The 24,879-nt window shown below is 64.0% G+C and carries 28 protein-coding genes; 7 read left to right on the top strand and 21 right to left on the bottom strand.

Features of this window, described 5'->3' with window-relative positions; genetic code table 11:
* Window positions 1-13: 13 nt before the first annotated feature.
* Both cysD and OH705_RS05475 read right to left on the bottom strand, forming a co-directional pair.
* The gene (gene cysD, locus OH705_RS05470; RefSeq protein ID WP_038707406.1) at window positions 14-931 is read right to left on the bottom strand and encodes a sulfate adenylyltransferase subunit CysD; all 918 of its coding nucleotides are present in this window, start codon (window positions 929-931) and stop codon (window positions 14-16) included.
* A 154-nt stretch (window positions 932-1,085) separates the two neighbouring features.
* The gene (locus OH705_RS05475; RefSeq protein ID WP_110604395.1) at window positions 1,086-1,844 is read right to left on the bottom strand and encodes a Nif3-like dinuclear metal center hexameric protein; all 759 of its coding nucleotides are present in this window, start codon (window positions 1,842-1,844) and stop codon (window positions 1,086-1,088) included.
* Window positions 1,845-2,050: 206 nt separating this feature from the next.
* On the opposite strand from OH705_RS05475, the gene algW reads away from it, so the two are divergent.
* Together algW and OH705_RS05485 are read left to right on the top strand one after the other, a co-directional pair.
* Window positions 2,051-3,214: a Do family serine endopeptidase AlgW gene (algW, locus tag OH705_RS05480; protein ID WP_094010231.1), complete on the top strand. Its 1,164-nt coding sequence runs from the start codon at window positions 2,051-2,053 to the stop codon at window positions 3,212-3,214.
* 157 nt (window positions 3,215-3,371) lie between these two features.
* Window positions 3,372-5,042, top strand: coding sequence for a S8 family serine peptidase (locus tag OH705_RS05485; RefSeq protein ID WP_267301301.1), 1,671 nt, complete (start codon window positions 3,372-3,374; stop codon window positions 5,040-5,042).
* A 43-nt stretch (window positions 5,043-5,085) separates the two neighbouring features.
* Here the strand turns inward: OH705_RS05485 and OH705_RS05490 are convergent, their stop codons facing one another.
* From OH705_RS05490 to OH705_RS05505, 4 genes are all read right to left on the bottom strand, one after another.
* On the bottom strand, window positions 5,086-5,850 hold the full coding sequence (locus tag OH705_RS05490; RefSeq protein WP_023629378.1) for an amino acid ABC transporter ATP-binding protein: 765 nt from the start codon (window positions 5,848-5,850) through the stop codon (window positions 5,086-5,088).
* A 10-nt stretch (window positions 5,851-5,860) separates the two neighbouring features.
* Window positions 5,861-6,958 carry an amino acid ABC transporter permease gene (locus OH705_RS05495; protein ID WP_023629379.1) on the bottom strand — a complete coding sequence of 366 codons (1,098 nt, stop codon included), beginning with the start codon at window positions 6,956-6,958 and terminating at the stop codon, window positions 5,861-5,863.
* 10 nt (window positions 6,959-6,968) lie between these two features.
* Window positions 6,969-8,147: an amino acid ABC transporter permease gene (locus OH705_RS05500; protein ID WP_023629380.1), complete on the bottom strand. Its 1,179-nt coding sequence runs from the start codon at window positions 8,145-8,147 to the stop codon at window positions 6,969-6,971.
* A 67-nt stretch (window positions 8,148-8,214) separates the two neighbouring features.
* Window positions 8,215-9,243 carry an amino acid ABC transporter substrate-binding protein gene (locus OH705_RS05505; RefSeq protein WP_023629381.1) on the bottom strand — a complete coding sequence of 343 codons (1,029 nt, stop codon included), beginning with the start codon at window positions 9,241-9,243 and terminating at the stop codon, window positions 8,215-8,217.
* A 335-nt stretch (window positions 9,244-9,578) separates the two neighbouring features.
* Here OH705_RS05505 and OH705_RS05510 point away from each other — a divergent pair, with 335 nt between their 5' ends.
* Together OH705_RS05510 and rhlB are read left to right on the top strand one after the other, a co-directional pair.
* Entirely contained in the window at window positions 9,579-10,235 is a 657-nt protein-coding gene (locus OH705_RS05510) for an alpha/beta hydrolase (protein WP_267301302.1), read from the top strand.
* Window positions 10,236-10,327: 92 nt separating this feature from the next.
* A complete protein-coding gene (gene rhlB, locus OH705_RS05515) occupies window positions 10,328-11,800 on the top strand; it encodes an ATP-dependent RNA helicase RhlB (RefSeq protein ID WP_267301303.1) in 1,473 nt (490 codons plus the stop codon).
* Between the two features lie 49 nt (window positions 11,801-11,849).
* Here rhlB and moaE read toward each other — a convergent pair whose 3' ends face one another.
* From moaE to OH705_RS05555, 8 genes are all read right to left on the bottom strand, one after another.
* A complete protein-coding gene (moaE, locus tag OH705_RS05520; protein ID WP_023629384.1) occupies window positions 11,850-12,299 on the bottom strand; it encodes a molybdopterin synthase catalytic subunit MoaE in 450 nt (149 codons plus the stop codon).
* A 2-nt stretch (window positions 12,300-12,301) separates the two neighbouring features.
* Window positions 12,302-12,547, bottom strand: coding sequence for a molybdopterin converting factor subunit 1 (gene moaD, locus OH705_RS05525; protein ID WP_023629385.1), 246 nt, complete (start codon window positions 12,545-12,547; stop codon window positions 12,302-12,304).
* Complete coding sequence (gene moaC / locus OH705_RS05530) at window positions 12,547-13,017, bottom strand: cyclic pyranopterin monophosphate synthase MoaC (protein ID WP_104444485.1); 471 nt, start codon at window positions 13,015-13,017, stop codon at window positions 12,547-12,549. The genes moaD and moaC overlap by 1 nt, the downstream gene beginning before the upstream one ends.
* 123 nt (window positions 13,018-13,140) lie before the next feature.
* The gene (locus tag OH705_RS05535; protein ID WP_023629387.1) at window positions 13,141-14,535 is read right to left on the bottom strand and encodes a PhoH family protein; all 1,395 of its coding nucleotides are present in this window, start codon (window positions 14,533-14,535) and stop codon (window positions 13,141-13,143) included.
* Between the two features lie 292 nt (window positions 14,536-14,827).
* Entirely contained in the window at window positions 14,828-15,595 is a 768-nt protein-coding gene (phnE, locus tag OH705_RS05540; protein ID WP_094010234.1) for a phosphonate ABC transporter, permease protein PhnE, read from the bottom strand.
* Entirely contained in the window at window positions 15,592-16,419 is an 828-nt protein-coding gene (locus tag OH705_RS05545) for a PhnE/PtxC family ABC transporter permease (protein WP_104444487.1), read from the bottom strand. Before OH705_RS05545 ends, phnE begins: the two co-directional genes overlap by 4 nt.
* Window positions 16,413-17,207 (bottom strand): phosphonate ABC transporter ATP-binding protein, encoded by a 795-nt coding sequence (locus tag OH705_RS05550; RefSeq protein ID WP_267301304.1) that lies wholly within the window; start codon window positions 17,205-17,207, stop codon window positions 16,413-16,415. The genes OH705_RS05545 and OH705_RS05550 overlap by 7 nt, the downstream gene beginning before the upstream one ends.
* Entirely contained in the window at window positions 17,204-18,058 is an 855-nt protein-coding gene (locus tag OH705_RS05555) for a putative selenate ABC transporter substrate-binding protein (RefSeq protein ID WP_023633092.1), read from the bottom strand. Before OH705_RS05555 ends, OH705_RS05550 begins: the two co-directional genes overlap by 4 nt.
* A gap of 120 nt (window positions 18,059-18,178) precedes the next feature.
* Here OH705_RS05555 and selD point away from each other — a divergent pair, with 120 nt between their 5' ends.
* Window positions 18,179-19,213 carry a selenide, water dikinase SelD gene (gene selD, locus OH705_RS05560; RefSeq protein ID WP_038707400.1) on the top strand — a complete coding sequence of 345 codons (1,035 nt, stop codon included), beginning with the start codon at window positions 18,179-18,181 and terminating at the stop codon, window positions 19,211-19,213.
* On the top strand, window positions 19,213-20,325 hold the full coding sequence (gene mnmH / locus OH705_RS05565; protein ID WP_094010238.1) for a tRNA 2-selenouridine(34) synthase MnmH: 1,113 nt from the start codon (window positions 19,213-19,215) through the stop codon (window positions 20,323-20,325). The genes selD and mnmH overlap by 1 nt, the downstream gene beginning before the upstream one ends.
* Before the next feature lie 15 nt (window positions 20,326-20,340).
* On the opposite strand, the gene OH705_RS05570 is transcribed toward mnmH, so the two are convergent.
* Window positions 20,341-20,727, bottom strand: coding sequence for a lysozyme inhibitor LprI family protein (locus tag OH705_RS05570; RefSeq protein WP_023631889.1), 387 nt, complete (start codon window positions 20,725-20,727; stop codon window positions 20,341-20,343).
* 34 nt (window positions 20,728-20,761) lie between these two features.
* On the bottom strand, window positions 20,762-21,682 hold the full coding sequence (locus tag OH705_RS05575; protein WP_267301305.1) for a LysR family transcriptional regulator: 921 nt from the start codon (window positions 21,680-21,682) through the stop codon (window positions 20,762-20,764).
* A 91-nt stretch (window positions 21,683-21,773) separates the two neighbouring features.
* On the opposite strand from OH705_RS05575, the gene OH705_RS05580 reads away from it, so the two are divergent.
* Window positions 21,774-22,241 carry a DMT family transporter gene (locus OH705_RS05580; protein WP_094010241.1) on the top strand — a complete coding sequence of 156 codons (468 nt, stop codon included), beginning with the start codon at window positions 21,774-21,776 and terminating at the stop codon, window positions 22,239-22,241.
* A 5-nt stretch (window positions 22,242-22,246) separates the two neighbouring features.
* Here OH705_RS05580 and OH705_RS05585 read toward each other — a convergent pair whose 3' ends face one another.
* From OH705_RS05585 to OH705_RS05605, 5 genes are all read right to left on the bottom strand, one after another.
* Window positions 22,247-22,786 (bottom strand): hypothetical protein, encoded by a 540-nt coding sequence (locus OH705_RS05585; protein ID WP_267301307.1) that lies wholly within the window; start codon window positions 22,784-22,786, stop codon window positions 22,247-22,249.
* 84 nt (window positions 22,787-22,870) lie between these two features.
* Window positions 22,871-23,410, bottom strand: coding sequence for a hypothetical protein (locus OH705_RS05590; protein ID WP_267301308.1), 540 nt, complete (start codon window positions 23,408-23,410; stop codon window positions 22,871-22,873).
* Between the two features lie 50 nt (window positions 23,411-23,460).
* The gene (locus OH705_RS05595; RefSeq protein WP_052062241.1) at window positions 23,461-24,024 is read right to left on the bottom strand and encodes a GNAT family N-acetyltransferase; all 564 of its coding nucleotides are present in this window, start codon (window positions 24,022-24,024) and stop codon (window positions 23,461-23,463) included.
* A 94-nt stretch (window positions 24,025-24,118) separates the two neighbouring features.
* Window positions 24,119-24,364, bottom strand: a complete 246-nt coding sequence (locus OH705_RS05600; RefSeq protein WP_028689794.1) for a DUF3077 domain-containing protein — start codon at window positions 24,362-24,364, stop codon at window positions 24,119-24,121.
* Complete coding sequence (locus tag OH705_RS05605) at window positions 24,361-24,606, bottom strand: hypothetical protein (RefSeq protein WP_023631578.1); 246 nt, start codon at window positions 24,604-24,606, stop codon at window positions 24,361-24,363. Before OH705_RS05605 ends, OH705_RS05600 begins: the two co-directional genes overlap by 4 nt.
* Between the last annotated feature and the right edge of the window lie 273 nt (window positions 24,607-24,879).

Here is a 24,879-nt window from a genome sequence, read left to right on the forward strand (position 1 = left end):
TGGAACCCTGAAATTAGAAGTAGCCTTGGCGTTTTTTGTCTTCCATGGAACCGGCGCCATCGTGGTCGATGACACGGCCCTGGCGTTCGGACGTCCGGGTCAGGAGCATTTCCTGGATGATGTCCGTCAGGGTCTCGGCTTCGGACTCGACCGCACCCGTCAACGGGTAGCAGCCCAGGGTACGGAAACGCACCTTCTTCTTGACGATGCGCGCCTTCTCTTCCTCGGAGAGGTGCTCGAGGATGCGCTCGTCGTCGATCATGATCAGGGTGCCGTTCTTCTCGATCACTTCACGCTCGGCGGCGAAGTACAGCGGCACAATCGGAATGCCTTCGAGGTAGATGTACTGCCAGATGTCCAGCTCGGTCCAGTTCGACAGCGGGAACACGCGGATCGACTCGCCCTTGTTGACCTTGCCGTTGTAGATGTTCCACAGCTCCGGGCGCTGGTTCTTCGGGTCCCAGCGGTGCTTGCTGTCACGGAACGAGTAGACGCGCTCTTTGGCTCGCGACTTCTCTTCGTCGCGGCGCGCCCCACCGAAGGCGGCGTCGAAGCCGTGCTTGTCCAGCGCCTGCTTCAGGCCCTGGGTCTTCATGATATCGGTATGCTTGGAGCTGCCATGGGTGAACGGGTTGATGCCCTGCGCCACACCCTCGGGGTTGACGTGGGTGATCAGCTCCAGGCCCATCTCTTCGACCATCTTGTCGCGAAAGCGGTACATCTCCTGGAACTTCCACTGGGTGTCGACGTGCATCACCGGGAACGGCAGCTTGCCCGGGAAGAACGCCTTGCGCGCCAGGTGCAGCATGACCGCGGAATCCTTGCCGATCGAGTACAGCATCACCGGGTTGTCGAACTCGGCGGCCACCTCGCGGATGATGTGGATGCTCTCCGCCTCCAGCTGTTTCAAGTGCGTCAGATTGTCGACCATGGCTACTCACGAAAAACGATCTTATGGACGGCCTGCGGGCCGTGTTCGAGCGAGCCACTTTATCACAGCGCCTGATTCTATTTAGGCGTGCGACTAGATCGAAAAGGTCTAATGATATGACTGCGGGTTTGGGCCTTGCCTGGCGAAAAGCCGATCAGATCGGGTTTGGGCAATCAATGAACAGATGCTCGACCGCGAAGCGCCGCGCCAGGTAATCACCCAACGCCTGCACGCCGTAGCGCTCGGTGGCGTGATGGCCGGCGGCGATGAAGCTGATGCCGTTTTCGCGGGCACTGTGAAAGGTCTGCTCCGATGCCTCGCCACTGAGGAACAGGTCGACTCCGGCGGCAATGGCTGTGTCGATGTAGCCCTGCCCGCCTCCGGTACACCAACCGACTCGACGGATCATCCGCTCACCCTCGACCACCAGCGGTTCGCGCCCCAGTGCCTCTTGCACTCGGCGGGCAAAATCCCGCGCCGAGACTGGTTCGGCCAGCGAACCGACCAGGCCCACCACCTTGGGATTGTTCGGATCCAGCGGGCCTTCGACGGTGATGTCCAGCTGGCGCGCCAGTTGGACGTTGTTGCCCACCTCCGGGTGCACGTCCAGCGGCAGGTGGAAGGCCAGCAAGCTGATGTCATGCTTGAGCAAGGTCTTCAATCTGCGCTGTTTGATGCCGGTAATGCAGGGGCTTTCGCCCTTCCAGAAGTAGCCGTGGTGCACCAGCACCAAGTCGGCCTCGGCCTCGACCGCCGCGTCCAGCAACGCCTGGCTGGCGGTTACGCCACTGACGATGCGGCTGACCTGGGGGCGGCCCTCGACCTGCAGGCCGTTGGGGCAGTAATCCTGGATCCTGGCGCTGGCCAGGTAGCGCTCGGCTTCCTCGACCAGGGTGTTTAGGGCGACTGCCATGAAAAATCTCCTCGAATTCGGCGTTGCGGCGGGCGTCAGGCTCTATAATGGCCGCCATTATGGGCCGTCGCCGGCGTGGGGGAAACCGCTGGCGGGGGCTCGGGGTGTCCGGCCATCGCCGTTCGGTTTTATCAGGTGTATGATCGCGCCCGCTCGCGCCCCGGGCCACATTGTCACGGCCCCCGCCCTACTCCCAGGATCCATTCATGTTCAAGGCTCTGCGTTACTTCGGCTGGCCCCTGCTCACCGGTGTGCTGATCGCCATGCTGGTCATCCAGCGCTTCCCCGAATGGGTCGGCCTGCCCAGCCAGGACGTCAACCTGCAACAAGCTCCGCAAACCACCAAAATCATGCAGGGACCGGTCTCCTATGCCGATGCCGTGACCCTGGCAGCGCCTGCAGTGGTCAACCTCTACACCACCAAGGTGGTGAACAAGAGCGCGCATCCGCTGTTCGAGGATCCGCAGTTCCGCCGCTTCTTCGGTGACAACCTGCCCAAGCAGCGGCGCTGGGAATCGAGCCTGGGCTCGGCGGTAATCATGAGCCCGGAAGGCTACCTGCTGACCAACAACCACGTCACCAGCGGCGCCGACCAGATCGTCGTGGCCCTCAAGGATGGCCGCGAAACCCTTGCCCGAGTGATCGGCAGCGACCCGGAAACCGACCTGGCGGTACTGAAGATCGACCTCAAGAGCCTGCCGGCGATCACCATCGGCCGCTCTGACAACATCCATATCGGTGACGTGACCCTGGCCATCGGCAACCCCTTCGGTGTCGGCCAGACCGTGACCATGGGCATCATCAGCGCCACCGGCCGCAACCAACTGGGCCTGAACAACTACGAAGACTTCATCCAGACCGATGCGGCGATCAACCCGGGTAACTCCGGCGGTGCATTGGTGGATGCCAACGGCAACCTGGTGGGCATCAACACCGCAATCTTCTCCAAGTCCGGAGGTTCCCAGGGCATCGGCTTCGCCATCCCGGTCAAGCTGGCGCTGGAGGTGATGAAGTCGATCGTCGAGCATGGCCAGGTAATCCGTGGCTGGCTGGGCATCGAAGTGCAGCCATTGAGCCAGGAGCTGGCCGACTCGTTCGGCATGCAGGGCCGCCCCGGCATCGTCGTGGCGGGGATCTTCCGCGATGGCCCGGCAGCGCGCGCCGGCCTGCAACTGGGCGACGTGATCCTGAGCATCAATGGCGAGCCGGCCGGCGACGGGCGCAAGTCGATGAACCAGGTGGCGCGGATCAAGCCCACCGACAAGGTCGCGATCGAAGTAATGCGCAACGGCAAGCAACTGAAGCTGGTGGCCGAAGTAGGGCTGCGACCGCCGCCTGCGCCGGTGCCCGCCGGCAAGGAAGAACGCTGACGATATCCCCGGGGCCGCTTTGCGGCTCCTTTGGTTTCCCTCAGCCCGCTGCGCCACTGGCATTTATGTCAGGTGTTGCCATGCCATGACCGATGTAGATTGTCCTTTACCCGGATAGCGGACGCTAAACGGAAGTGTCGATCAGCAGGAGGCAATCATGGCAACGCAAGCCCCCATCCGTAGCGGCTATTTCACCAGCGTCGACTACAACCAGGAAATTCACGTTTATCTGAAGTGCATATGCCCCGAGCAAGATCTGCGGCACGTCGACAAGGCGACGTTCATACTGAAAAGCGCCGACGGCTACATTCTTGACTCCCTGACTTCGCAGCCTCCCACGCAACGGCAGACCTTCACGAAGCAAAAACCGGGGCGCTACAAGCTAGAGGTGGAACTGCACAGTAACGATTGGCCTGTATCCAGGATAAGCGATCTGGAGATCGACACCACCCGCTATTCCGATGACTCTTGGCCAAGCCGCGCTTTCCAAGAGCACCTAAAAGAGCGCATAAGTGTAAGTAAGGCTCCCGCGCCCCGCGCGAGCCAAAATTTGAAAGGCTTCCTGCGGTTGCCTCCCAACGGCAAAGACTACGACTTGCAAGTGATGTTTCACGACTGCGGGAATGAAACCGTAAAGAACCGTCCTCCTCTCACGCTCGAGGGCTTCCCGCAAATCACCTTCGAGCCGGTCTGGGTAGCGACTCGATGGTCCCACACTGGCCGGGCCGCAAACCTCAACCGTTTCTGCAATCTGTACCGCGTGAAGACGCAGAAGCAGGATAGTCGGCAGAAGCTGGAATTGGCCAAGAGGCTGGAGCAACTTGACATCGTCAAATACGTCGCTTTCGACCTGCCAGTCTACCCACTACAAAAAGCGCTAGAGACCGCTAAAGTCGCACCGCGCCCGGAACAAACACCCGACCTCACCGTGCATCAGGGCTACCTCGACGACAACTTGGGAATGAATGCACGGAACGCCTGGGAACAAGACGCAAACGGCGAACAGGCAAGTGTGCGCTTCCTGGATTTTGGGGTTTTCGAGGACCATGAGGACCTGAAGGGCTACATCGACGTGGTCACCAACGCAGGCTACGCCAAGAACCACGGCAGCGCGTCGGCGGGGTGCATTGCCGCCGGTAACAACGGCAAGGGGGTCACGGGGGTTGCCTGGGGGGCCCGCCTGTACATGTATGACAATACCTCGTGGCAACGCATCCTGGCTGATTACTGCCCCGGCGATATCATCGCGTTCAACATCCAGGGCTCCGGTGGTTTGCCCTATGCACCGGCGGTCCACGACAAACGCTACTGGGATGCGGTGCGGGCCCTGGTGGATGCAGGTGCGATCGTGCTCTTCGCCGCAGGCAATGGTGGCCTCGACCTCGCCACGCATTCCGACTTCAATAACTATGGCGACTCGGGCGGCATCATGGTCGGCTCTTGCAACCATGACGATGGCAAGCGCCACAGCACCTCCAACTACAACCTTCACGCCACCCTCAACTCATGGGGCGACAACGTCGCGACAACCGGCACGCTGCGGCAAAACGGGGACGGCGCAGACCTGTGGGATGGCGGAACGCCCGAGACCAGGTACATGTACTTCGGCGGTACCTCGAGCGCTACCCCACTCACGGCCGCGGCATTGGCGGTTGTCCAGGGCTACGCCATCCGTCGGTACAACCTGTGCCTGGACACGGCGCATATGCATGCGCTGGTCACCAAGGCGGGCTACAAAGAGGCGCAAGGACAGCAGATCGGTGCGCGCCCGAACATCAAGGAAACGCTTGACCTGCTTGATAAAATCATAGGTGGCAGACGCGCCTGAACTGGCCAACCGCCCTTGCTTGCAAGGTGGCTGGCCGAGTGCATCAGTGCAGGATCTGGCTCAGGAACAACCTGGTCCGGTCACTGCGCGGCCGGTCGAAGAAGTCGTCCGGCGCCGCCTGCTCGACGATCTCCCCTTTGTCCATGAAGATCACCCGGTTGGCCACGGTGCGGGCAAAGCCCATCTCGTGGGTCACGCAGAGCATGGTCATGCCATCCTCGGCCAGGCTGACCATGGTGTCGAGCACCTCCTTGACCATCTCAGGGTCCAGCGCCGAAGTCGGTTCGTCAAACAGCATGATCTTCGGTTTCATGCACAGCGCCCGAGCAATCGCCACCCGCTGCTGCTGACCGCCGGACAACTGCCCGGGGTACTTGTGTGCTTGCTCAGGGATGCGCACACGCTCGAGGAAATGCATGGCGATTTCCTCGGCCTTGCGCCGTGGCAGCTTACGCACCCACATGGGCGCCAGGGTGCAGTTCTCGAGGATAGTCAGGTGCGGGAACAGGTTGAAGTGCTGGAACACCATGCCCACTTCGCGGCGGATCGCCTCGATCTGCTTGAGGTCGTTGGTCAGCTCGACACCGTCGACGACGATACGTCCCTGCTGGTGTTCCTCAAGCCGGTTGAGGCAGCGGATGGTGGTGGACTTGCCCGAGCCCGACGGCCCGCACAGCACGATGCGCTCGCCCTGGCGCACGTTCAGGTTGATGTCCTTGAGCACATGGAACTGGCCGTACCACTTGTTCACGCCCTGCATCTGGATGATGCCTTCGGGGCCGGCAGGCTGCTTGATCGCTTCACTCATTTCGAAACTCCTAACGCTTGTGGCCAGTGTCCAGCTTGCGCTCCAGGTGCATGGAGTAGCGGGACATACCGAAACAGAAAATCCAGAACACCAGGGCGGCGAACACATAGCCCTCGGTCGCCATGCCCAGCCAGGCCGGGTCGGCCGCGGCCTGCTTGACGCTGTTGAGCAGGTCGAACAGGCCGATGATGATCACCAGGCTCGTGTCCTTGAACAGGGCAATGAAGGTGTTGACGATGCCAGGGATCACCAGCTTGAGCGCCTGGGGCAGGATCACCAGGCCCATTGCGCGCCAGTAGCCCAGGCCCATGGCCGCGGCGGCTTCGTACTGCCCCTTGGGGATGGCCTGCAGGCCCCCACGCACCACCTCGGCGATGTACGCCGACTGGAACAGGATCACGCCGATCATCGCCCGCAGCAGCTTGTCGAAGCTCATGCCTTCGGGCAGGAACAGCGGCAGCATCACCGATGACATGAACAGCACGGTGATCAGCGGTACGCCGCGCCAGAACTCGATGAAGGTCACGCAGACCACCTTCACCGCCGGCATGTTCGAGCGTCGCCCCAACGCCAGGAGGATGCCCAGCGGCAACGCACCGACAATACCGACCGTGGCGATCACCAGGGTCAGCATCAGGCCGCCCCATTGGCTGGTGGGCACTGTGTCCAGGCCCAGCGTGCCACCGTGCAGCAAGATGTAGGCCAGGATCGGATACAGCACCAGGAAGCCCAGGCCGTACACTGCTTTGCGCGGGAAGCGCTTGATGAACAGCGGGGCCGCGCCGAGCACGGCGAGCCACACCGTCAGGTCGACGCGCCAGCGCAGTTCCGTCGGGTAGTAGCCATACATGAACTGGCCGAAGCGCTGCTGGATGAACACCCAGCAGGCGCCCTCCTTGGTGCAGTCGGCGCGGGTGGTGCCGACCCAGTTGGCGTCGATGAACGCCCACTGCACCAGCGGCGGCACGATCAGCCATACCAGGTATAGGGCGAACAGTGTCAGCAAGGTGTTGAGCCAGCTGGAGAACAGGTTGGCCCGCATCCAGGCGAGCACGCCAACGGTCTTCACCGGTGGCGGCATGTCGGGTTTGAAAACATGGGCTGTCACGGAAGGACCCTCACCGTTCGATCAGCGCAATGCGCTTGTTGTACCAGTTCATCAACAGCGAAATGCTGATGCTGATGGCGAGATAGACGCTCATGGTGATGGCGATCACCTCGATGGCCTGGCCGGTCTGGTTGAGCACGGTACCGGCGAACAGCGAGACCATCTCCGGGTAGCCGATACCGGCGGCCAGCGACGAGTTCTTCGCCAGATTGAGGTACTGGCTGGTCAGCGGCGGGATGATCACCCGCAACGCCTGGGGAATGATCACCTTGCGCAGCGTCGGACCTTCGCGCAGGCCCAGCGAACGAGCTGCCTCGGTCTGGCCGTGGCTGACCGAACGGATACCCGAGCGCACGATCTCGGCGATGAACGCCGCGGTGTAGATGGTCAGCGCCAGGGTCAGCGCCAGCAGCTCGGGGATCAGCACCCAGCCACCGACGAAATTGAAGCCCTTGAGCTGCGGCGCTTCCCAGTGCACCGGGCTGCCGAACAGCAACGCGCACACGCCGGGGATGCCGATCAACAGCAGCAGGCCCACCCAGAACTTGTGGAATGGCTGGCCGGTTTCATCGAAACGCTTGTTGGCCAGGCGCACCATCAACACGATGGCGACGATCGCCAGCACCAACGCGATCACGAACGGCCAGAAGCCTTCGGCCATCGAGGCGCCGGGCATGTTCAGGCCACGGTTGCTGATGAAGAAGGTGTCATCGATATTGATGCTGCCCCGCGGCCCCGGCAGGGTCAGGAACACGGCGAAGTACCAGAACAGGATCTGCAGCAGCGGTGGAATGTTGCGGAAGGTCTCCACGTACACCGTCGCCAGCTTGTTGATCATCCAGTTCGGTGACAGCCGCGCCACGCCGATGATGAAGCCCAGCAAGGTAGCCAGGATGATGCCGATGAAGGTTACCAGCAGGGTGTTGAGCAGGCCGATGACGAACACCCGGGCGTAGCTGTCCGATTCCACGTAGGGAATCAGGTGCTGGGCAATGCCGAAGCCGGCACTGCGCTCGAGGAAATCGAAACCGGAGGTGATGCCCCGGTGCTGCAGGTTGGTCTGGGTGTTATGGAACAGGTACCAGCCCAGGCCCACCACGAAGACTACGGTGAGGATCTGGAACAGCCACGCGCGCACACGTGGATCACTAAGGGAAAACCCTTTCCGTGCGCCGATTTGATTTTGCATGAAGTGCCCCGAAAAGAAGGGATTCGAACGACCCGCAGCGGCAGGATGCCGCCGCGGGGTGCAGCCATCAGCGCACAGGTGGCGCGTACTGGATGCCGCCGTTGTTCCACAGGGCATTCATGCCACGGTCGATCTTCAGGTCGGTGCTCTGGCCCAGGTTCTTCTCGAACACTTCGCCATAGTTGCCGACTTGCTTGACGATCTGCACTACCCAGTCCTTGGGCAGCTTGAGGTCCTTGCCGTACTCGCCATCGGCGCCCAGCAGACGGGCGACGTCAGGGTTCTTGGTGGACTTGGCCTCGGCCTCGACGTTCTTCGAAGTGACCCCTGCTTCTTCCGCGTTGAGCATGGCGAACAGGGTCCACTTGACGATGCTGAACCATTCCTCGTCGCCCTTGCGCACGACAGGGCCCAGGGGCTCCTTGGAGATGGTTTCCGGCAGCACCACGTACTCGGTCGGCGCGGCCAGCTTGGAGCGCTGGGCGAACAGCTGCGACTTGTCCGAGGTCAGCACGTCGCAACGGCCGGACTCCAGCGACTTGGCGCTCTCGTCGGAGGTGTCGAAGGTGATCGGGGTATATTTCAAGCCATTGGCACGGAAGTAGTCGGAGACGTTCAGTTCAGTGGTGGTACCGGCCTGGATGCAGATGGTGGCGCCATCGAGCTCCTTGGCGCTGGAGACACCGAGCTTCTTGTTGGCGAGGAAACCGACGCCGTCATAATAGGTGACGCCGGCGAACACCAGGCCCATGCCGGCATCGCGAGAGCTGGTCCAGGTGGTGTTGCGCGACAGCACGTCGACTTCGCCGGACTGCAGCGCGGTGAAGCGCTCCTTGGCGTTGAGCTGGCTGAACTTGACCTTGGTCGCATCGCCGAACACGGCGGCGGCCACGGCGCGGCACACATCGGCGTCGATGCCGACGATCTTGCCCTGTGCGTCAGGCACGGAGAAGCCGGGAAGACCATCGCTCACGCCACACTGGACGAAGCCCTTCTTCTTCACCGCGTCGAGGGTGGCGCCGGCCTGGGCGAAACTGGTGGCGCCCAGCGCGGCGGCGGCGGTCAGGACTGCCAGGGTGGTTTTCAACATCTTCATCAACAACCTCCAAATCGCTCTTGTTGTATGAGCCGGAATTGCACCGCACCCTTATGAGGCGCATCCGACCCCTTGTTGGCTTGTTTTTGGGTCAATTGGCGCAATGGGCTGTTCTATGACAGCCTTCGATCCACACGAGGGGTGTTACCGGGACCGGTCCACCTCTTCGCATGACAAGGACATAGCAAAGGGCGTACCACAGTCGAAGGCTTAAGCGATTAAGCGGTAGTCAAGTGGGAAAAGTTGTAGAGTTGCGACATCTTTTTCTGGCATTAGCCTGCAATGCCTTCTTTTTAAGCACTACATCAGTACGCCAGCACTCTTTCGGAGCAGTCATGACCCAACCGCTGATTCTCGAACCGCAGAAAACCGCCGACGCCTGTGTGATCTGGTTGCACGGCCTGGGGGCCGACCGTTACGACTTCCTACCGGTAGCGGAATTCATGCAGGAACGCCTGCTGAGCACCCGCTTCATCATGCCCCAGGCACCGACGCGTCCGGTGACCATCAACGGCGGCTACCAGATGCCCAGCTGGTACGACATCAAGGCCATGACCCCGGCGCGGGCCATCGACGAGGCGCAACTGGAAGAGTCGGCCGACCAGGTGATCGCCCTGATCAAGGCCGAACAGGCCAAGGGCATCAACCTGTCGCGCATCTTCCTCGCCGGGTTTTCCCAGGGCGGTGCGGTGGTGCTGCACACTGCCTATATAAAGTGGCAGGAAGCGCTGGGCGGGGTGATCGCCCTCTCCACCTACGCGCCGACTTTCAGCGACGCGCAGCAACTGAGTGCCTGCCAGCAACGCACGCCGGCGCTGTGCCTGCATGGTGTGCACGACCCGGTGGTGATCTCCTCGATGGGCCGCACGGCGTTCGAGTACCTCAATACCTGGGGTGTGGCCGCCCAGTGGCATGAGTACCCGATGGAGCACGAAGTGGTGGTCGAGGAGCTGAAGGACATCCACGACTGGCTGAGCCGCCAGTTGCAGTGATTCTGTAGCCCAGCCCGCATTGCACTACGCCGCGCCCGATTCTTGCATTACACTGCCCGGCGTACATTCCTTAACCAGTTGACGAGACGACCGTGCTCAAGGCACTCAAGAAAATATTCGCCAAAGGTGACGCCGCACCGCCCATCGCCGCGTCCCAACCTGAGCCGGCTCCTCAGCCGGCCGCCGCCCCGGCGCCAGAGCGCCAGGCGGGCAAACCCCGGCCAAAGCCTGCGCCCAAGGCCAAGGCCGAGCCACAAGCCGCCGTCCAGGTCGCCCAACCGCCGCGCGCCGAGTCGCCCGCCAAGGACAAACCACGCCGCGAACGCAAGCCCAAGCCGCAGGCGAGCCTGTGGAAGCCGGAGGATTTCGTCGTCGAGCCGCAGGAAGGCAAGACGCGTTTCCACGACTTCAAGCTCTCCAATGAACTGATGCATGCCATCCACGACCTCGGCTTCCCCTATTGCACGCCGATCCAGGCGCAGGTCCTGGGTTACACCCTGCGCGGCCAGGACGCCATCGGCCGGGCCCAGACCGGCACCGGCAAGACCGCCGCGTTCCTGATCTCGATCATCTCGCAACTGCAGCAGACCCCACCGCCCAAGGAACGCTACATGGGCGAGCCGCGGGCGCTGATCATCGCCCCGACTCGCGAGCTGGTGGTGCAGATCGCCAAGGATGCCCAGGCACTGACCAAGTACACCGGCCTGAACGTGATGAGCTTTGTCGGCGGCATGGACTTCGACAAGCAGCTCAAGTCGCTGGAAGCACGCCATTGCGACATCCTGGTGGCTACCCCGGGCCGCCTGCTGGACTTCAACCAGCGCGGCGAGGTGCACCTGGACATGGTCGAGGTGATGGTGCTGGACGAGGCCGACCGCATGCTCGACATGGGCTTCATCCCCCAGGTCCGCCAGATCATCCGCCAGACCCCGCCCAAGAGCGAGCGCCAGACCCTGCTGTTCTCCGCCACCTTTACCGACGACGTGATGAACCTGGCCAAGCAGTGGACCACCAACCCGGCCATCGTCGAGATCGAGCCGGAGAACGTCGCCAGCGAAACCGTCGAACAGCACGTCTACGCCGTGGCCGGCAGCGACAAGTACAAGCTGCTGTACAACCTGGTCACGCAGAACAAGTGGGAACGGGTGATGGTGTTCGCCAACCGCAAGGACGAGGTGCGCCGCATCGAGGAAAAACTGGTGCGTGACGGCATCAACGCCGCCCAGCTCTCGGGCGACGTGCCGCAGCACAAGCGTATCCGCACCCTGGAGAGCTTCCGTGAAGGGCGCATCACCGTGCTGGTGGCCACCGACGTGGCCGGCCGTGGCATCCACATCGACGGCATCAGCCATGTGATCAACTTCACCCTGCCGGAAGACCCGGACGACTACGTGCACCGCATCGGCCGTACCGGTCGCGCCGGCACCAGCGGCGTGTCGATCAGCTTTGCCGGCGAGGACGATTCGTACCAGTTGCCGGCGATCGAAGAGTTGCTGGGGCGCAAGATCAAGTGCGAGATGCCGCCGGACGAGCTGTTGAAGCCCGTGCCGCGCAAGCATCACTGACAGGCCTCTGTAGGAGCGGGCTTGCCCGCTCCCACGATCACCGTCTCATTCAGTCCCAGCGCCCTGCCGCATCCTGGTCGCTCTGCTTGCCTTCCACCCAGCGCGGCCCTTGCTGGGTATTCTCCTTCTTCCAGAACGGCGCCCGGGTCTTCAGGTAGTCCATGATGAAGTTGCAGGCGTCGAACGCCGCCTGCCGATGCGCGCTGGCCACGCCGACAAAGACAATCGGCTCGCCCGGTTCCAGGGCGCCGATACGGTGCAGCACCTCGACCTTGAGCAGCGGCCAGCGCCCCTCGGCCTCGACCACGATCTTGGCCAGGGCCTTCTCGGTCATGCCTGGGTAGTGCTCGAGGAACATCCCCGCCACCTCCCGGCCATCGTTGAAGTCACGCACATAGCCGACAAACCCGACCACCGCGCCCACGCCGACATTGGCGGCGTGCATGGCGTTGACTTCGGCGCCCGGGTCGAAGGCCGCCTCCTGAACGCGCACGGCCATGGTCAACCTCCGGTGACGGGTGGGAAGAACGCGATCTCGTCACCCTCTTCCAATGGTTCATCGAGCCGGCACAGCTCTTCGTTGCGGGCACACATCAGGTTCTGCTCGGCCAGCACCGCGTAGTGCCCACCCTTGCCCGCCAAAGCCTGGCGCACATCGTCCAGCACCTTGAAGTCGCCTTCCAGGCGCTCGGCGTCGATGCCCAGTAACTCACGGTAGCGGGCGAAATACATGACCTTGACCTTCATCACCCCTCCACCTTGTAGTGCCCGCTCTTGCCACCGGTCTTCTCCAGCAGGCGCACGTGCTCGATGACCATGCCTTTGTCCACTGCCTTGCACATGTCGTAGATCGTCAGCGCGGCAACGCTGGCGGCGGTGAGCGCCTCCATTTCAACGCCGGTCTGTCCGGCCAACTTGCAGCGGGCGACGATATGCACCACGTTCTCGCCCTCGGAGGCCAGCTCGACCTTGACGCTGGTGAGCATCAGCGGATGGCACAGCGGGATCAGGTCGCTGGTCTTCTTCGCCGCCTGGATGCCGGCGATGCGCGCCACCGCGAACACGTCGCCCTTGGGGTGTTGGCCATCGACGATCATGCGCAGGGTGTCCGGCAACATGCGCACACGTGCCTCGGCAATCGCCTCGCGGGCGGTCACGGCCTTTTCAGTGACGTCGACCATGTTGGCGCGCCCCTGGGAATCAAGATGAGTCAGCACTGCTCTGCTCCTGGGAAGGGATAACAGAGTGTAAACCTGCCGGTCAGCTTTGAGCAGAGGGTAGAACAGCGCATCGCGGGGCCATCCCGCTCCCACGGTGGGAACGGGATGGCCGGCGACAGGTTACAGGTGCGACTCGGCGTACTCGGCCAGTACCGAGCGTGGCACGCCCTGCAGGGTGATATGAACGCCGTGGGGGAAGTCCTTGAAGCGCTCGGTGAGGTAGGTCAGGCCGGAACTGGTGGCCGACAGGTAGGGGGTGTCGATCTGCGCCAGGTTGCCCAGGCAGACCACCTTCGAGCCGGTCCCGGCACGGGTGATGATGGTCTTGATCTGGTGCGGCGTGAGGTTCTGGCACTCGTCGATGAGGATCAGGCTCTGCTGGAAGCTGCGCCCACGGATGTAGTTCAGCGATTTGAACTGCAGCGGCACCCGCTCGAGGATGTACTCGACACTGCCGTGGGTGCTCTCGTCATCCATGTGCAAGGCTTCGAGGTTGTCGGTGATGGCACCCAGCCAAGGCTCCATCTTCTCCGCCTCGGTGCCCGGCAGGAAGCCGATCTCCTGGTCCAGCCCCTGCACGCTGCGGGTGGCGATGATGCGCCGGTAGCGCTTGCTGACCATGGTCTGTTCGATGGCCGCGGCCAGCGCCAGGATGGTCTTGCCCGAGCCCGCCGCACCGGTCAGGTTGACCAGGTGGATATCCGGGTCGAGCAAGGCGAACAGCGCCAGGCTCTGGTGGATGTCCCGTGGCTTGAGGCCCCAGGCTTCCTGGTGCAGCAGCGGTTCCTGGTGCAGGTCGAGCAGCAGCAGCTCGTCGTTGCGGATGCCCTTGATCCAGCCGACGAAGCCCTGTTCGTCAATGATGAACTCGTTGACGTGCACGGCGGGCAAGTTGTCCGTCAACTGCACCCGATGCCAGGTACGGCCACGCTCCTGACGCGTGTCGACCTTGCTCACGCGGTCCCAGAACGACCCTGTGACCGAGTGGTAGCCCTTGGACAGCAAGGACACATCGTCGACCAACTGGTCGGTGCTGTAGTCCTCGGCGGCGATCCCGCACGCACGCGCCTTCAGGCGCATGTTGATGTCCTTGGTCACCAGCACCACGTCGAGGTCCTTGCGCTTGGCGCGCAGGTCCAGCAGCTGGTTGATGATGATGTTGTCGGCGAGGTTCTCGGGGAGCAGGCGGTTGGGCTCGTTGCGCGTGCTCATGAGGATGGACAGGAAGCCCTTGGGCCCGCTCTTGCCGCGCTGGATCGGCACGCCCTGCTCGACATCGCTGGGCGAGGCGTCGCCGAGGGTCTGGTCGATCAGGCGGATGGCCTGGCGGCATTCGGCGGCGATGGTCTGTTTACCGGTCTTGAGCTTGTCGAGTTCCTCCAGCACCGTCATCGGTATGGCGACGTGGTGCTCCTCGAAGTTGAGCAGGGCGTTGGGGTCGTGAATCAGGACGTTGGTATCGAGCACATACAGGATTGGCTGGTTGGAGGAAGGGTTGCGTCCTTGGTCATCCATACTCGTTCACCTTATGTGAAAGCCACACGGCGCGAACGGCTGCGCCGCAAAGTGACTGCCGTTCTCCCCGTATCCGCGTCGTTACGGGCGGGAAGCTCACCTGGCAAGGAGGGCGTGGATGACGCCACCTGTGCTGCAGGGTTCGGCTGTCTGGTTCCTTGATACCGCAAAAACCATGACCGAAAAAAGTCTTTTTACGCTCAGGTGAAGTTTATTTTTCGGATTGACGAACAGGGCTTGGCGCGGGCCCGGAGCAGGACTACAGTCAAGGATCAGGTGCCGCGAAATGTACTCAGGCGCGTACGAAACGCTGGCGCAACACATCGCTCAGGGCATCCACCAGCAACACCAGCACCAGCATGGCGATGATCACCGTGCTGGCCTGGGCCTCCTGGAACAGGCTCAGGGTCGCGTAGAGCATCTGCCCCAGCCCACCCGCCCCCACGAAGCCCAGCACGCTGGCCATGCGGATGTTGTTCTCCCAGCGATACAGGCTGTACGCCAGCAGTTGTGGCCACAGGTTGGGCAAGGTGCCGAAGCAGAAGGCCGCCACCTGGCTGCCGCCCTGCAGGCGGATCGCCGCCGCAGGCTCGGGCGGTGCATTCTCCAGTGCCTCTGCAAACAACCGTCCCAACACCCCGGCGGTATGCAGCGCCAACGCCAGGGTGCCGGCATTCGGTCCCAGGCCCGCAGCCAACACGGTCAGCGCCGCCCAGACCAGCTCCGGAATCGCCCGCAGCGCATTGAGCAGCAGGCGCGCCGCGCCCTGCAACGGCAAGCCGAAACGCCCGGCGGCCGGCAGCGCCAGCAACAGGCCGAGCAGCATCGCCAGGATTGTCCCTATTCCTGACATCGCCAGCGTTTCCAAGGCCCCCTGCCCCACCGCTCGCAGGTGCGCCACAGACAGGTCCGGGTGCAGGAAACGCGCCGCGTATTCGCCCATCTGCGCCGGCCCGCCACTGCCGACGACCGCTGCCAGGTCCAGCTCCAGATAAGCGAACGATGCCAGCACCGCCGCCAGGATCGCGGCGATCACCAGCCCATTGATCACCCGGTTCATGCCAGCCTCCCGCGCAGGAAACGGCTGAGCAAGTCGGCCAGCACGACCAGCAGCAGGAAAGTCAGCAGCATGCTCGCCACCTCGGCACCGGCGAACATGCGCATCGACAGATCGATCTGCTGGCCCAGCCCACCGGCACCGACGAAGCCCATCACCACCGAAGCGCGCACCGCGCACTCCCAGCGGTACACGGTGTAGGACACCACCTCGCTCGCGGCCTCGGGCAGGGTGCCGTAGAGAAACGCCGACAGGCGGCTGCTGCCGGCCTGCAGCAAGGCATGGGCAGGGCGCTGGTCCACCGACTCGAAGATCTCCGCGTAGACCTTGCCGAGCATGCCGCTGTAGGTGATGGCGATGGCCAGCACGCCGGCAGTCGGGCCCAGGCCCACGGCGCGGACGAACAACAGTGCCCAGACGATCTCCGGTACGCTGCGCAGGAAAATCAGCAGGCCACGCACCGGCAGGCGCGCAGCCCGGGACCATGGCCCCAGGCGCCCAGCGCTGGAGGCTGCCCGCAAAGACAACGCCCGGCTGGCCAGCAGGCTGGCCGGTACCGCCAGCAGCAGTGCCAGGCTCATGCCCGCGGTGGCCACGGCCAGGGTCTGCACCGTGGCGGTGAGCAGCAAATCGAGAAACCCGGCGTCGTGGGCCGGGGGCCAGAACGCGCTGACGAAGCCGGCCATCTGTTGGCGGTTCTCGGCCTGTAACAGCACGCCGGGGTCCAGCTCGCTCAGGCGCAGGCCCGGCCACAGCAACGCCAGGCACAACAGGGTCAACAGCACACGTGGGATGGCAGCAGGATCTCGCTGGTCAGTGCTCAGCATCGCGGGATCTGCACCTGCGGGCTGGCCGTCGAGGCAACAGGCGAGGCCAGTTGCTCGTTGGCGTACAAGGCATCGAGCATCGCTTCGCTGACCGCCGCTGCCGGGCAGTCGAACGCCACCTGCCCGGCGCGAATGCCGACGATGCGCGGAAAGTGCGCGAGGGCGAGCTCCACCGCGTGCAGGCTGGCGACCAGCGTCACGCCATGGGCCTGGGCATGACGATTGAGCAACGCCAGGCTGTGATCGGCGAGCACCGGGTCCATGGCCGAAACAGGCTCGTCGGTCAGCAGCACTTCAGGTCGCTGGTACAAGGCGCGGGCGATGCCGACCCGTTGCAACTGCCCCCCCGACAACTGCCCGCACTGGGCAAACAGCTTGTCAGCCATGCCCAGCTCGCCCAGTGCCGCGCGGGCACCGGGAATATCCCCGGGGTGAATCAGGTTGAGCAGCCCGCGCAAGGTGCCCCACTGCCCCAGGCGCCCCGCCAGCACGGCGGTTACCACCCGCTGGCGCGGCGGCAGGGGCGGTGCCTGGTGCACCAGGCCGACCCGTGCACGCAAGCGCTGACGGGCGCGGGCAGACAGAACCCAGGGCTGCTCGCCCAACAACTCCAGGCGCCCGCCACTGGGCGGCACGGCAGTGGCCATCAGGTGCAGCAGGCTGGACTTGCCGGCTCCGGACGGACCGATGATCGCCACCCGCTCGCCCTGGCCGATCTGCAGGTCCAGCGCGCTCAAGGTCTGGACCTGGCCATGGCGCACGCTGGCGCCCTGAACACGGATACTCACTTGAGCAGGCCGGCCTCGCGCGCGGCTTGCTCGGTGCCCTGGTAATTCTCCGGCTTGGTTTCAATGAAGCGGCTGGCGGCCTGCAGGTCGAGGATCGCCTTGTCCGCAGGCTTGGCCGGATCCAGGGCGAGGAAGGCCTGCTTGATCTTCTCTTTCAGCGCCGGGTCCATGTTGCCGCGCACGGTCCAGTTGTAGTCGAAGTACTCCGGCGTGGTGGCGAACACCCGCACCTTGCTGGTGTCGACCTTGCCGGCGGCGACCAGCTTGTCCCAGACGCTGGCGTTGAGCACGCCGGCATCGGCCTTGCCGGCCTGGACCCAGGCGGCGGTGGCATCATGGGCGCCGGAATAGGCGACGCGGCTGAAGTATTCCTCTGGCTTGATGTTGTCGTTCTTGAGCATGAAGTAACGCGGCATCAGGCTGCCCGAGGTGGACGAAATCGAACCGAAGGCGAAGGTCTTGCCCTTGAGGTCCTTGAGACTCTTCACGTCCGGGTTGGCGGTGATGAACTTGCTGGTGAACTTGGCATCCTGCTCACGCTGCACCAGCGGCGTGGCCTTGGGGTCCTTCAGGTGCACCTGGACGAAGGTGAAGCCCCCCAGCCAGGCCAGGTCCAGGCGATCGCTGGCCAGCGACTCGACCACCGCTGGGTAGTCGGCCACCGGCACGAACTGCACCTTCATGCCCAGTTGCTGCTCGAGGTACTCGCCCAATGGCTTGAACTTGCGCAGCAGTTCGGTCGGCGCCTCGTCGGGGATGGCGCTGACGCGCAGCACATCGGCGGCCTGGGCGAACACCGCGCAGCAGGACAGCGCGAGGCCGGCAAACAGTGCCAGGGGGCGTTTGAGCATGGGGGGTTCTCCGGTTCAATGGCAGGGCATGGGTCGGTGTCGCATCGCGGGAAGTATAAGAGCCACAGGCACAAAGGTCAGCTTTGCTACAATCGCGCATCACGAAAAGTCGAGGTGCACATGAGCGAGCCGATTCGTCTGACACAGTACAGCCACGGTGCTGGGTGTGGCTGCAAGATTTCTCCCAAGGTCCTGGATGTGATCCTCGCCGAAAGCGGCACGCAGGCGCTGGACCCGAACCTCTGGGTCGGCAACGCCTCGCGCGACGACGCCGCCGTCTACGCCCTGGATGACGAGCGCGGCGTGGTCTCGACCACCGACTTCTTCATGCCCATCGTCGACGACCCGTACGACTTCGGCCGCATCGCCGCCACCAACGCCATCAGCGACATCTACGCCATGGGCGGCGACCCGCTGATGGCCATCGCCATCCTCGGCTGGCCGATCAACGTATTGCCGCCGGAGGTCGCCCGCGAAGTGATCCGCGGTGGCCGCGCGGTCTGCGCAGAGGCCGGCATCCCATTGGCCGGTGGCCACTCCATCGACGCCCCGGAACCGATCTTCGGCCTGGCCGTCACCGGCGTGGTAAGCAAGCGCCACCTCAAGCGCAACGATACCGCCAGCGTCGGCTGCCGCCTGTACCTGACCAAGCCGCTGGGCATCGGCATCCTCACCACCGCCGAGAAGAAGGCCAAGCTGCGCGAACAGGACCAGGGTCTGGCCCGCGACTGGATGTGCACCCTCAACACCCCCGGCAGCCGCTTCGGCAAGCTCGACGGCGTGCAGGCGATGACCGACGTCACCGGTTTCGGCCTGCTCGGCCACCTGGTCGAAGTCGCCGAGGGCAGCGGCCTTACCGCCCGCCTGCAGTTCGCTGCCGTACCGCGCCTGCCCAGCGTCGAGCATTACCTGGCCGAGGGCTGCATCCCCGGCGGCACCTTGCGCAACTTCGACAGCTACGGCCACAAGATCGGCGCACTGAGCGACGAGCAGAAGCACCTGCTGTGCGACCCGCAGACCAGCGGTGGCCTGCTGGTGGCGGTCAGCCCGCAGGGCGAGGCCGAATTCCTTGCCGTGGCCCGGGAACTCGGGCTCGAGCTGGCGCCGATCGGCGAGTTGGTCGAACGACAGAGCCACGCAGTCGAGGTGATCTGATGCGCCCCGACTGCACCGAGCTGAAACAGCTGTTCCTCAACAACGTGCCGCTGATGGACATGCGCGCGCCGATCGAATTCACCAAGGGCGCCTTCCCCGGTGCGGTCAACCTCCCCCTGATGACCGACCAGGAGCGGCAGAAAGTCGGCACCTGCTACAAGCAGCAGGGCCAGGCCGCCGCCATCGCCCTGGGCCACCAGCTGGTCAACGGTGCGGTGAAGCAGCAACGCCTCGACGCCTGGACGGCCTTCACCCAGGCTCATCCCGACGGCTACCTGTACTGCTTCCGCGGCGGGTTGCGCTCACAGATCGTCCAAGGCTGGCTCAAAGAAGCCGGCATCCAGTACCCCAAGGTGGTGGGAGGCTACAAGGCCATGCGCACCCTGCTGCTGGAGACTACCCAACAAGCGGTGCAGCACTGCGACTTCGTGCTGGTGGGCGGCCTGACCGGCACCGGCAAGACCGACGTGCTGCTCCAGCTGGACAACGTGCTGGACCTGGAAGGCCATGCCAACCACCGCGGCTCCAGCTTCGGCAAGCGCGCCACCGCACAGCCGGCGCAGATCGATTTCGAGAATGCGCTGGCCATCGACATTCTGAAAAAACGTGACCAGGGCATCGGCCAGTTCGTGCTCGAGGACGAAGGTCGCGTGGTCGGCAGCTGCGCGGTGCCGCTGGAGTTGTACCAGGGCATGCAGCGCTATCCGCTGGTGTGGCTTGAAGACAGCTTCGAGCATCGCGTGGAACGCATCCTGCGCGACTACGTGATCAACCTGTGCGCCGAGTTCATCGCCGTGCACGGTGCAGAGGCCGGCGGCCCGCTGTTCGCCGAACGCATGCGCCAGAGCCTGATCAACATCCACAAACGCCTGGGCGGCGAGCGCTTCCAGCGGCTGTCGACGTTGCTCGACCAGGCGCTGGAGGAGCAGTTGCGCAGCGGCGACGTGAGCCTGCACCGAGGGTGGATAGAAGGGCTGCTCAAGGAATACTACGACCCGATGTACGCCTACCAGCGTGCGGCCAAGGCGCAACGGATCGAGTTCGCCGGAGACGGGGTGGAAGTGCGTGAGTACCTGAAGGCCCGGGCGCTGCGTGAACAACGCGGCGCCTGATTCGCGGATGCCGTATCACTGCCCCGGGCTGAGCACCCGTTCCAGCTCCGCCGCCCGGTCCTTGCTCATGTCCATCTCGCACATCGCGCCTTCGATGCGGTAGATGCTGCCGTTGCTCAACTTGCCGTGGAACGCGCAGTTGCCGTCGCGGTACTTCATCCAGGTACGCTGGACTTCGCGCAGGTCCTTCTGCTGCTGGCTGTCGAGCTTGGCCATGAGCTGCTTGTAGACCCGGTTCAGCCGGTCATCCTGCAACTGGGTTTCGGCCTGGATGCAGGCGCCCATGGCCAGGGTGCTGGAGGCTTTGTCCATGCACTGGGTATAGGTGGGCGAATAGTCCTCGGCCTGGGCGCCGGCAACGATCAGCAGGGCGGCGGCGCTGACCAGGCAATGCTTGAACATGGGCTTTCCTTTTCGCAGATGAATGCGGCACAGCCTAGCATCCTGCTCCGCCTTCGTTCACGCACAACGCCTGGATTTGCGCCCGCAGCCAGCGGTGCCCGGCATCGCCGTCGCGCCGCGAGTGCCAGGCCTGGGCGAAGGCGAACGGCGAGATCGCCAGGGGCGGCGCGAACTGGCGCAGGGCCGGATCCAGGCGAGCACCAACGAGGCTGCGCCGGGCCACGGTGAGCACCAGGTCGGTTCCGGCAATGACACTTTGGGCCACGCCCCAATGCGGCAGGGTCAAGGCGATGCGCCGACGTGCGCCCAAGGTGGCCAGGGCCTGGTCGATTTCGTTGTCGATGCCGGGGCGCACCGCCACCAACACATGGGGCCGCGCCAGCCACGGGTCCAGCGCCAGGCCACCGCGAGGCGGCAGGCTGGCGCGATCGGCCAGGCAGACGAAGGACTCCTCGAACAGCACCTGCTGAGCCATTTCCGTCGGCAGCTCCGGAAACACTCCCAGCGCCAGGTCCGCCTCGCCGTCGATCAACTGGCCGAGCATCGCCTCGCGGCTACCCTGGGACACCACCAGGTCGATGCCCGGTGCTTCGCGCCGCAACAGGCGCATCAGCGAAGGCAACACCACGCGGGCGCCGTAGTCGGACATGGCCAGGCGAAAAGTACGCCGAGCCCGCACCGGCTCGAAGCCCGGCGTGCCGAGCAATCCGTCGAGTTGCTGCAAAGCCTCCTGCAGCGGCGCGTGCAGGGCTTCGGCGCGGGCCGTCAGTTGCAGGCGGCCACCGCGTCGTACCAGCAGCGGATCGGCGAAGATCTCGCGCAACTGCGCCAACGCATGGCTGACCGCCGGCTGGCTGCGGTGCAGGCGCAATCCCGCGCGCGAGACATGCTGCTCGCTGAGCAGGGCGTGCAGGGTCAGCAATAAATTGAGATCGATACGGCGCAAATCATCCATGCCACGAATACAGCCTGTGCAAAGTTCGAATTTCCATCATTGAAGTGCATAGCAAAGACTGAGGCCAGTGTTTTGATCAGGAGTAGACACGATGCCCGCCAGCCTCTTCGCCGCCCTTCCCTTGCTCATCGCCCTGCTCGCCGGGGCTGCCGTGCCGTTTCAGGCGGGCAGCAACGCCGCGCTCGGGCGCCTGCTCGGTCATCCGCTGTGGGCGGCCGGGGTGTCGCTGCTGGTCAGCCTGCTGATGCTGGTGCCGGCCCTGCTGCTGATGCGCGCGCCGCTGCCACAGGTGCAGCAACTGGCCCATGCGCCCTGGTGGGCCTGGTTCGGTGGGATTGCCGGGGTGCTCTACATCACCGCCGCGCTGGTGCTGACGCCACGGCTAGGCGCGGCGGGGTTCATCGTCTGCGTGGTGGCCGGGCAGGTGCTGTCGTCGCTGCTGATCGACCAGTTCGGCCTCATGGGCCTGCCGGAGCGACCGGTGAACCTGCTGCGGCTGGCGGGAGTGGGAATGATCGTGCTCGGGATGATCGCGGTGCAGTGGGGCACGGCGCGTTAAGGCCATCACAAGGTGCGCGGCTGCTCCGGCGGCACGATCACCTTGTGCGGCTCGAAGCGCAGCGATGGCATTTGCGTACCGGCATACAGCGCCACGCTCAGGGCCGCGATCAGCGCCACATCGAGCCAGCCCCAACCCGGTACATCCGCTGCCGAACGCGCCCTCCAGCACCACCATAACTGCCCCATGCAAAACACCAGGATCGCCAGCAACCACAGGTAGAAGCCCGCGCCAAAGCCGGTCACATCCTGGAAGGCGTAGCTCTGGTTGTCCGGCAAGCGGGTGATGGCGAAGCTGCTGGCCGCCAGATACAGCGCCAGCAGGCCGCACCCCAGCGCCAGGCGGCGGAACCGTCGGTGGGCAAGGATCGCCAACGCCAGCAGTGGGTTGGCGATCCACTGGTACAGGCCGAAGGCGATACCCCACGGGCCGTAAAGCAGCATCTGCAATGCCGGTACATGTCGCCCTGCGCCTGTCAGGGCACCATCGAAGGCCAGGCTCAGCAGGTACAGGGCGAGGCTTGTGGTCAGGTAGAAAGCGGGCAAGTCAGGCACCTGGTAAAAGCGGACGAGCTGCGACCTTAACCCAGCCCCTGCCGTCTTTCCAAACCCAAGGCGCGTCTGGAGAGTTCAGCCTGCCTGTACCTGCTCCATTGGCTCGTCGGAACTGCGAATTTGCACGCCCAGGCTGGGCATCTTGGTCGCCAGGTAGATCGTGCTCGTCAGCACCGCGATCAGCAGCACATCGAACCAGCGCCAGCGCGGCATATCCTGCGCCGTCTGCACCTTGCGGCACCACCATCCCTGCCCCAGGCAGAACAGCAGGATTGCCAGTGTCCACAGGTAGTAGCCGGGGCCGAAGCCGGTAAGCGGCAGGAATTCATAGCTGCGGTTGTCCGGCAGCCGCTCGATGCCCAGGCAACTGAGCGCCAGGCCCAGGGCGATCAGGCCAGCGCCAAGCGCCACCCGGCGAAAACGCCTACGGGCGAGGATCCCCAGCCCCAGCAATGGATTGGCAAACCACTGGTACAACCCGAAGGCAATGCCCCATGGGCCCATGACAAGTATCTGCAGCGCCGGCATATGCCCGTCGACGCCCATCAGCAGGCCATCGAAACACAGGCAAAGAAGGAACAGCACAAGGGTGAACATCACATAAAAAGCAGGCACGCGCAGGCTCCATCCAGCAGCGAAAGGCGCGACCATAGCGCAAGCGGGCGTCAGGCGACAGGCGGTTCGAGCAGCAGACCGTAAAGCCCCGAGTCAGAGAGCTCGCCGGCCACGCACCAGCGTGCGCGCAGGGTGCCCTCCAGGACGAAGCCCTGGCGCTCCAGGGTACGTGCCGAGCCCTGGTTGCGCGGGTCGATTTCCGCCTCCAGGCGGCGCAGGTGCAGGGTGTGGGCCAGGTAGTCAATGAAGCAGGTCAGCGCTTCGTCCATGTAACCCCGGCCCTGGGCGGACTTGGCCAGACAGTAGCCGATTTCGCCCCGGCGCGAGGCCTCTTCGAGGTTGAACAGCTGGACCATGCCGATCAGCTCGCCGTTGTCACGACGGTACATGCCCAGCTTGAGCAACTGGCCGGCGGCATACGCCTCGCGGTCGGCGGCCAGGGCGCTCTCGGCCTCGGCCAGGGTCTGCCAGGGGGCGTGGTACCAGTAACGCATGACCTCGGGGTCGGCCATGATGGTCAGCCACTGCTGCGCGTCGCCATGACGCATGGGACGCAACTGCAGGCGTGGGCTGTCGAGGCACAGGTCGCTGGGGAAACTGCGGGGGTCGGGCACGCCGGGACTCCTGTCCGGTGGTGAGGAGATGACAGTCTAACGACAGTGGCTCGGTCTGGCATCCCTGGGGCCGCTTTGCGGCCCCCTTTCACCACTACCGGTTCAACCCCAGCTCCATGTCATCGATCAGCCCCTTGGCCAGCCCGCTGAGAATCCGCGCCGCACTGGCTGCCATGAGGTCACCCTCCATCTCGGCCTCGGTGGTGAAATGCGCCACGCAGCCGAGCAGCACCGACAGGTCGCTGAAAGCGTGGTCGAACGGGATGCCGGGCTGGATACAGAAGATCTCGAGGCAGGTGGTCTTGCCCTGGGTCGGGCCGGGCTTGAAGTCGTCGCTCATACCGGCGCCCCCTTGGCCCGGGCGTGGCGGACCAGCGAGATGACCAGTTGGCCGAGGATCTCGACGCTGTCCATCATCACGTCGAGGCGCGCATCGCGCTGGCAGACGGTGTAGGCGTGGACGGTGTCGCTGAGGATGTGCATCAGCTTGTTGGCATGGGCCATGGCTTCCTCGGGGTCGAGGTCGCTGATGATGGTGACGAAGGGGATTGGATAGGGTGGGTCGGGTACAAGTTTTTTCATGGTTACTCCTCGAAATTGAACTTCAGGAACAACCACCTCGATCCTTCTCACAGATTAGGGTGGCAGTCGTACGCATGGTGAGAAGCCCGTGTGTAACCATGAATCCACGGTCAGGCCAAAGCCTGCACGCGCACGACCGCCATTGACGAAATCGACATGGTTCACACAACGGGCTTCTCACACCCGGTCGCCAAATGTGACGACCCAGAGACGGTACCCCTGATGTATTTCCCGGCCAATTCAGAGCCTTCCGGCAGGCGGGTAGGATAGGTC

Source organism: Pseudomonas sp. BJa3 (genome assembly GCF_026343815.1).
Taxonomy (GTDB): Bacteria; Pseudomonadota; Gammaproteobacteria; order Pseudomonadales; family Pseudomonadaceae; genus Aquipseudomonas; species Aquipseudomonas soli.

What these genes read in the sequence shown, in the direction of transcription:
- OH705_RS05545 (WP_104444487.1), bottom strand. Translation starts at nt 16,419, where the DNA reads ATGCTGAGCACTGACCAGCGAGATCCTGCTGCCATCCCACGTGTGCTG.
- OH705_RS05600 (WP_028689794.1), bottom strand. Translation starts at nt 24,364, where the DNA reads ATGAGCGACGACTTCAAGCCCGGCCCGACCCAGGGCAAGACCACCTGC.
- OH705_RS05475 (WP_110604395.1), bottom strand. Translation starts at nt 1,844, where the DNA reads ATGGCAGTCGCCCTAAACACCCTGGTCGAGGAAGCCGAGCGCTACCTG.
- OH705_RS05500 (WP_023629380.1), bottom strand. Translation starts at nt 8,147, where the DNA reads ATGCAAAATCAAATCGGCGCACGGAAAGGGTTTTCCCTTAGTGATCCA.
- moaD (WP_023629385.1), bottom strand. Translation starts at nt 12,547, where the DNA reads ATGAAGGTCAAGGTCATGTATTTCGCCCGCTACCGTGAGTTACTGGGC.
- OH705_RS05605 (WP_023631578.1), bottom strand. Translation starts at nt 24,606, where the DNA reads ATGAAAAAACTTGTACCCGACCCACCCTATCCAATCCCCTTCGTCACC.
- OH705_RS05485 (WP_267301301.1), top strand. Translation starts at nt 3,372, where the DNA reads ATGGCAACGCAAGCCCCCATCCGTAGCGGCTATTTCACCAGCGTCGAC.
- OH705_RS05535 (WP_023629387.1), bottom strand. Translation starts at nt 14,535, where the DNA reads ATGGATGACCAAGGACGCAACCCTTCCTCCAACCAGCCAATCCTGTAT.
- OH705_RS05490 (WP_023629378.1), bottom strand. Translation starts at nt 5,850, where the DNA reads ATGAGTGAAGCGATCAAGCAGCCTGCCGGCCCCGAAGGCATCATCCAG.
- mnmH (WP_094010238.1), top strand. Translation starts at nt 19,213, where the DNA reads ATGCGCCCCGACTGCACCGAGCTGAAACAGCTGTTCCTCAACAACGTG.
- OH705_RS05570 (WP_023631889.1), bottom strand. Translation starts at nt 20,727, where the DNA reads ATGTTCAAGCATTGCCTGGTCAGCGCCGCCGCCCTGCTGATCGTTGCC.
- OH705_RS05575 (WP_267301305.1), bottom strand. Translation starts at nt 21,682, where the DNA reads ATGGATGATTTGCGCCGTATCGATCTCAATTTATTGCTGACCCTGCAC.
- cysD (WP_038707406.1), bottom strand. Translation starts at nt 931, where the DNA reads ATGGTCGACAATCTGACGCACTTGAAACAGCTGGAGGCGGAGAGCATC.
- OH705_RS05505 (WP_023629381.1), bottom strand. Translation starts at nt 9,243, where the DNA reads ATGAAGATGTTGAAAACCACCCTGGCAGTCCTGACCGCCGCCGCCGCG.
- OH705_RS05510 (WP_267301302.1), top strand. Translation starts at nt 9,579, where the DNA reads ATGACCCAACCGCTGATTCTCGAACCGCAGAAAACCGCCGACGCCTGT.
- algW (WP_094010231.1), top strand. Translation starts at nt 2,051, where the DNA reads ATGTTCAAGGCTCTGCGTTACTTCGGCTGGCCCCTGCTCACCGGTGTG.
- OH705_RS05555 (WP_023633092.1), bottom strand. Translation starts at nt 18,058, where the DNA reads ATGCTCAAACGCCCCCTGGCACTGTTTGCCGGCCTCGCGCTGTCCTGC.
- OH705_RS05580 (WP_094010241.1), top strand. Translation starts at nt 21,774, where the DNA reads ATGCCCGCCAGCCTCTTCGCCGCCCTTCCCTTGCTCATCGCCCTGCTC.
- moaE (WP_023629384.1), bottom strand. Translation starts at nt 12,299, where the DNA reads ATGGCCGTGCGCGTTCAGGAGGCGGCCTTCGACCCGGGCGCCGAAGTC.
- selD (WP_038707400.1), top strand. Translation starts at nt 18,179, where the DNA reads ATGAGCGAGCCGATTCGTCTGACACAGTACAGCCACGGTGCTGGGTGT.
- phnE (WP_094010234.1), bottom strand. Translation starts at nt 15,595, where the DNA reads ATGAACCGGGTGATCAATGGGCTGGTGATCGCCGCGATCCTGGCGGCG.